Genomic DNA, 5,428 nt, shown 5'->3' on the forward strand with positions numbered 1-5,428 from the left:
AATAGAATTGATTGAAAGCAAATCATAAAAATATAAATTATTAATTGAAAAAGTTAAGGTGGATAAATATATGCATTCTAGATTATTAAAGCTAACGGAAATTATAAAATCACAAGGATATGAAAATATATGTTTTTTTCAACCGGTTCATGCTATAACTGGCGCTACAACTTGCAAGGTTCAAATGGCTGAATATTTAGCTAATAATACAAATTTAAATATATATTTTTGCGATTTAATAGATGGACACCCTAGAACGCTTATAAAAAATATTAAAAATATAAATTTTATACCATATGATCCAAATTCGGAATTGTTCCCATTGAATAAAAAGTGTGTTATATTTGCTACAAGCACAAGAGTAATATTACTTAAAAATATGCATAAAGATAATAAAATTATTTTTTGGCATAATGAAACTAATCCTTGTGCTTGGGATTTGTTGTTTTTAAACAATGAAACATTAAAATTTTTTAATTTAATTAAACATTCTAGAGCTATAATGTTTCATGATTGGTCTAGCATGGATTCGATAAATAGGTATAGTAATGCAAATATTTATAATAATGATTTTTATTATTTAACAGTACCAAATAAAACTCTTAAAGCTCCTAAAGAATTATTAGATATAGATTATATCAATATTGGTTTTCTATCTAGATTATCAGCAGATAAAATACAAAGTTTATTTTATTTGGCAAAAAATCTATACGAAATTAATATTAGTAAAAAAATTAGACTTCATATTATTGGCGATGGAGTATATAGAAAAAAAGTTGAACAAGAATTAATGAAATATGGTGATAAAATAGATATTTTATATACCGGATCTATAGCATATAATCAATTAGATGAATATTTAATTAACAATATAGATCTATTATATGGAGTTGGTACTTGCGTCATTGAAGCATCAGCTCTTAGAATACCTTCGGCAGTTTTATTAATGAACACTAACGAAATTCAAGATAATCAAGTGTATTGGTATTTTGACACGAATTGCTATTGTACTGGGATTACAGTTGATCAAAAAAAAGATTTTAATATAAAATATATCTCAATTGCTAATAGCGTAGAAACTATTTTATTAAAAAATGGTAAAAGAAATATTGGTAATAAGTGCTATCAATATTATAAAAATAATCATGGCAATATTAACAAGTTAGCCTCTATTTTTTTAGAACAGATAATTAATAGTTCTTTAACTTTTGATAAGTTAAAGAGAGTTATAAGATATACACCTTATTCTCTTATAAAAGTTATCAGGCTATCTATATTAGGATTAAAGCTATTTAAAAAAATAGATTTTGTTGTAAGAACGGATTTTTATATATTTGGCATTAGATATTTTAGGATAAATAGACGAAATGGAATTAATAAATATTATTTATTTGGAATAAAAATTATTTCATATAAAGAATATATACCATATAAATTTCCAAATTCTATGGGTAAAAAGGTGCACTATGCAAATAAAAAAATATAATAGGGTATTTTTATTTTATAAAATAAAAATATTTAATTTTGAATTGATAAAAGAAAAAATATATATTTATATATTTAAATTAAAATTATTAACTTTAAATAAAAAATATTTTAATAAATTTATTTTTTTAAAGTACTTTTTTAAGATTAATAATATATATGACAATTTATATATTAAACTTTTTTATATACTTCCATTCTTAAAAATTGAATGTAGAGATGTTCCATATGAAATTTTAAATCCCAAATCAAACTTTTTTAGGTTAAAACATTTTAATACATTAAGAAAAGTTCGAAGAAAATATAAAAATAATGAAAAAATAGTAGTTTTATTTTTTGTTTCAAGAATTAGTTGTTTTATTTGGGAAAATTTATACAAAATTTTTAGAGAAAATCCAATTTTTAATGTCAAAATTTGTGTAGTTCCATTTTGTTACACAGGTAAAGAAGAAATGATTAAATATTCCACAACGGCATATGAACAATTAAGGAAATTAGGGTACGATGTTATTAAGGCATACAATGAAACAACTGACACATATTTAGATATTAGAAAAGAACTTAAACCTGATATTATTTTTCATAATAAATCTTGGTGGAAGCATTTACCACAACAGTACCATTTAACGAATTTCCCACAGTCGCTTAACTACTTAATTGAATATGGAATTTCTGGCGCCAAAAATCCGGATGGTCACTTTAATTTAGATAGTCATTGGCTTTGCGATACATATTTTGTGCCATCTATAGAACATTTAAAGATGGCTCGTGAAATTTCAAAAATAAAAGGTAAAAATTGTGTTTTTTTAGGATATCCTAAGTTAGATATTTTTTTTGATCAAAATTATCAACCAAAAGATGTCTGGAAGAAACAAAATAAATCTAAAAAGAAAGTTATTTGGGCACCACACTGGCTATATGATGCAGCGACATTATATTCTACTAGCACATTTGCTGAAATTTATGATTTTATGTTATATGTTGCAGATAAATATAAAGATGAAATTCAATTTGCTTTTAAGCCTCACCCAATGCTTTATAAAGCTTTGCAGTCTAGACCAGTTAATGGACAAAAGTGGACAATAAAACAAATTAATGAATATTATCAAAAATGGTCAACAATAGAAAATTGTCAATTTGAAAATAATAGATTTGAAGATTTATTCTTGACATCTGATGCGATGATATTTGATTCAATATCATTCATGGCTGAATATATGGTTACTGGAAAGCCAGCATTATTTACAAAAGGTAAAAAAAATATTTTAGATTTTGATGAATTTGGCAATAAAGTTTATGCCAATTTATACCATACATTTGATTTAAAAAAAGATATTATTAATTTTATAGAAGATATTGTTTTAAATGAAAATGATTATAAAAAGTCAGATAGGGCGATATTTATTAATAATTATCTAAGATCGCCAAATAATAAAACTTCGGCAAAAAATATATATGAGTATATAACAAATTTATTAAAGGAGAACTAATGACTGACAAACTATATTGCATGAGCCACTACTTAGCCTTTAGGTTTATTAAAGATGAAAATATTAATTTCTTTGATGGACTTAATCATACTGTGTTTAAGCCTCGCGATGAAAAGGAGATTACGCCCGTATCTACCATAGACGAGATGGATAGAATTATTAAAGATAAGATTAGCGAATTTTATGTTCCAAATAAAACTGCTATTTTATTATCTGGTGGTATAGATAGTGCCATTTTAGCTTCGTATTTGCCAAAAGGTACAAAAGCATATACTTTTAAGTGTATTGCTCCTAATGCCATAGATGAAACAGCCCAAGCTAAAAAATATTGTGATATTTATGGGCTAGACCACGAAATAATTGAGATGAATTGGTCAGATTTTGAAGAATTAACTCCTGAAATTCTTAAAGCAGATGGAGTCCCTTTTCATTCGATTGAAGTTCAATTATTAAAAGCTGCAAAGCACGCAAAATCTCAAGGTATTGAAAAAATCATATATGGCGATGCTGCTGATTATGTTTTTGGTGGGATGGATAAGATTTTATCTAAGACTTGGAAATTTGACGAATTTGTTGAAAGATATAATTCTATCGAGCCAAGCAAAGTTTTGAAAAATTCAATCAGTGTAAAAGAGATCTATGAGCCATATCGCAAAAGTTTAGACTTGATAGATTTTCAAGCCTTTTTAAAAGATTATATGGATATTGAATCATATACATCTTATATGCACGCCTTTGAGCTAGGAGGAGTAGAATATTTAGATCCATACTCATTTATGAAAATGGCACGACCACTAAATTTAAATAGAGTTAGAAATGGCGAACCTAAATATATGGTGAGAGAGTTATTTGCCAAGCGATATCCAAATATTGAAACCCCAACCAAAATTCCAATGCCAAGAGCAATGAATCAATGGCTGAAAGAATATATTCCAACAAGATCAGAATTTATCGAAAATTGCGCTCAAGATATGACAGGTGATCAAAAGTGGCTTTGCTGGTGTTTAGAGCAGTTTTTAAATATGCATGATAAAGGAGAGCTGTAATGCCAAAAATGGTTATAGGATATACTACTGGAGTTTATGATTTATTTCATATCGGACATCTAAATTTACTTAAAAATGCCAAAGGTTTGTGCGATAAATTAGTCGTAGGCGTAACTGTAGATAAGCTAGTGGAGTATAAAAATAAACGATCAGTAATTCCTTTTGAAGAAAGGATAGAAATAGTAAGAAATATAAAATATGTAGATGCTGCTATACCGCAAGAGGAGCTGGATAAATTTAAAATGTGGGAAAAGCTAAATTTTGATGTGTTATTTGTAGGTGATGATTGGTTTAATGCGCCAAGCTGGAGAGAAATGGAGACGAAATTCAATGAAGTTGGCGTTAGGGTTGTATATTTTCCATATACCAAAGGCACTAGCTCTACAATCTTAAATGAAACGCTTAAAAAATTAAGAGATCAATAGTCAAAAGCATATTTAGTCTATAAAATTTTATAGACTAAAGAAATCTATATTTATTATAATTTCATTTTTTTGATAATCTACCGCCAAAGATTTTCTCAAAGGCGAAAGATGCAAAAACATACTAAAGAGAATTGAAATGTGGTTTATGGAGATTAGCAACAATTATATAAAATGAGACTGACTTCTAAAATATTTCAAGGTTTAGTCTTACTTATATGATTTATTTAGTTTTTAAATTTCATTATTTTTGATTCTCTTAAGTCTTTTTGTGGCAAATATTGTGTCCATTTTGCTAATCCTTTAATCTGTTTGTCACTTAACATATAATTGTTTTTCAAATAAGATAATAGGCTATTAATAAAATCAATTCCTTCTTTATTTTGTTTTAAGCAGTTTAATATCCGCTTCAATTTAAACTCATAAGCATAACACGTTAACAGGTTATTTAAAGATAGTCTAATATTGCGTTCCTTAGCTTTGCTCTATATTGATTATGCGTTTTATATCTTCATCCGCAAGATCTCTATCTCTCATATATTTATCATAATAATTCTTAAGTGGCTCATAGGATATATTTTTGTATTCAATAAGCTTTTCTTCCCTAAGAGTTATATATGCAATAGCATATGACTTATCATAGTTGATATGAGTTTTATTTTTAGAACAAGATCTATTTCTAGAATTTTCATATGATCGCATAGATATTAAAGAAATTGTAAAGTCCGGTATCTTTGATAAATCTACTTTTAAATGTTCATCGATATAATTTTTACTTGCATAAAAAATTTTTCCATTTGCATCTTCTAAGAAGTAAGCTTTTCCTGAACTCAACGGTCGAGTATAATAATATGATTTTGTATTCTCCGGTACAAAATCTCTTTTTATAACTGTCATTTTTTTCTCCTTTAATATTTAATAGCAATATTATATCTTGATTCTCCTAAGCAATCTAATAAATGTACCTATTAATTTTTATATTTAA

At 26.4% G+C, this 5,428-nt stretch carries 5 protein-coding genes; 4 read left to right on the forward strand and 1 reads right to left on the reverse strand.

Annotated elements, in window-relative coordinates:
- Positions 1-70 precede the first annotated feature (70 nt).
- Genes CSUIS19073_RS07900 through CSUIS19073_RS07915 form a run of 4 tightly spaced genes read left to right on the forward strand, consistent with a single transcriptional unit; the run spans position 71 to position 4,446 of the window.
- Positions 71-1,486 (forward strand): glycosyltransferase family 4 protein, encoded by a 1,416-nt coding sequence (locus tag CSUIS19073_RS07900; protein WP_086242682.1) that lies wholly within the window; start codon positions 71-73, stop codon positions 1,484-1,486.
- Positions 1,467-2,975, forward strand: coding sequence for a CDP-glycerol glycerophosphotransferase family protein (locus tag CSUIS19073_RS07905; protein WP_086242683.1), 1,509 nt, complete (start codon positions 1,467-1,469; stop codon positions 2,973-2,975). The genes CSUIS19073_RS07900 and CSUIS19073_RS07905 overlap by 20 nt, the downstream gene beginning before the upstream one ends.
- The gene (locus CSUIS19073_RS07910; RefSeq protein ID WP_086242684.1) at positions 2,975-4,021 is read left to right on the forward strand and encodes an asparagine synthase-related protein; all 1,047 of its coding nucleotides are present in this window, start codon (positions 2,975-2,977) and stop codon (positions 4,019-4,021) included. Before CSUIS19073_RS07905 ends, CSUIS19073_RS07910 begins: the two co-directional genes overlap by 1 nt.
- Positions 4,021-4,446, forward strand: coding sequence for an adenylyltransferase/cytidyltransferase family protein (locus tag CSUIS19073_RS07915; RefSeq protein WP_236845318.1), 426 nt, complete (start codon positions 4,021-4,023; stop codon positions 4,444-4,446). Before CSUIS19073_RS07910 ends, CSUIS19073_RS07915 begins: the two co-directional genes overlap by 1 nt.
- A gap of 471 nt (positions 4,447-4,917) precedes the next feature.
- Here CSUIS19073_RS07915 and CSUIS19073_RS07920 read toward each other — a convergent pair whose 3' ends face one another.
- The gene (locus tag CSUIS19073_RS07920; RefSeq protein ID WP_086242685.1) at positions 4,918-5,340 is read right to left on the reverse strand and encodes a hypothetical protein; all 423 of its coding nucleotides are present in this window, start codon (positions 5,338-5,340) and stop codon (positions 4,918-4,920) included.
- Between the last annotated feature and the right edge of the window lie 88 nt (positions 5,341-5,428).

It is taken from the genome of Campylobacter sp. RM19073 (assembly GCF_024723495.1).
GTDB lineage: Bacteria > Campylobacterota > Campylobacteria > Campylobacterales > Campylobacteraceae > Campylobacter > Campylobacter porcelli.

Bases quoted from the DNA above. Each gene is read 5' to 3' on its own strand.
- CSUIS19073_RS07900 (WP_086242682.1), top strand. From the start codon at position 71: ATGCATTCTAGATTATTAAAGCTAACGGAAATTATAAAATCACAAGGA.
- CSUIS19073_RS07905 (WP_086242683.1), top strand. From the start codon at position 1,467: ATGCAAATAAAAAAATATAATAGGGTATTTTTATTTTATAAAATAAAA.
- CSUIS19073_RS07910 (WP_086242684.1), top strand. From the start codon at position 2,975: ATGACTGACAAACTATATTGCATGAGCCACTACTTAGCCTTTAGGTTT.
- CSUIS19073_RS07915 (WP_236845318.1), top strand. From the start codon at position 4,021: ATGCCAAAAATGGTTATAGGATATACTACTGGAGTTTATGATTTATTT.
- CSUIS19073_RS07920 (WP_086242685.1), bottom strand. From the start codon at position 5,340: ATGACAGTTATAAAAAGAGATTTTGTACCGGAGAATACAAAATCATAT.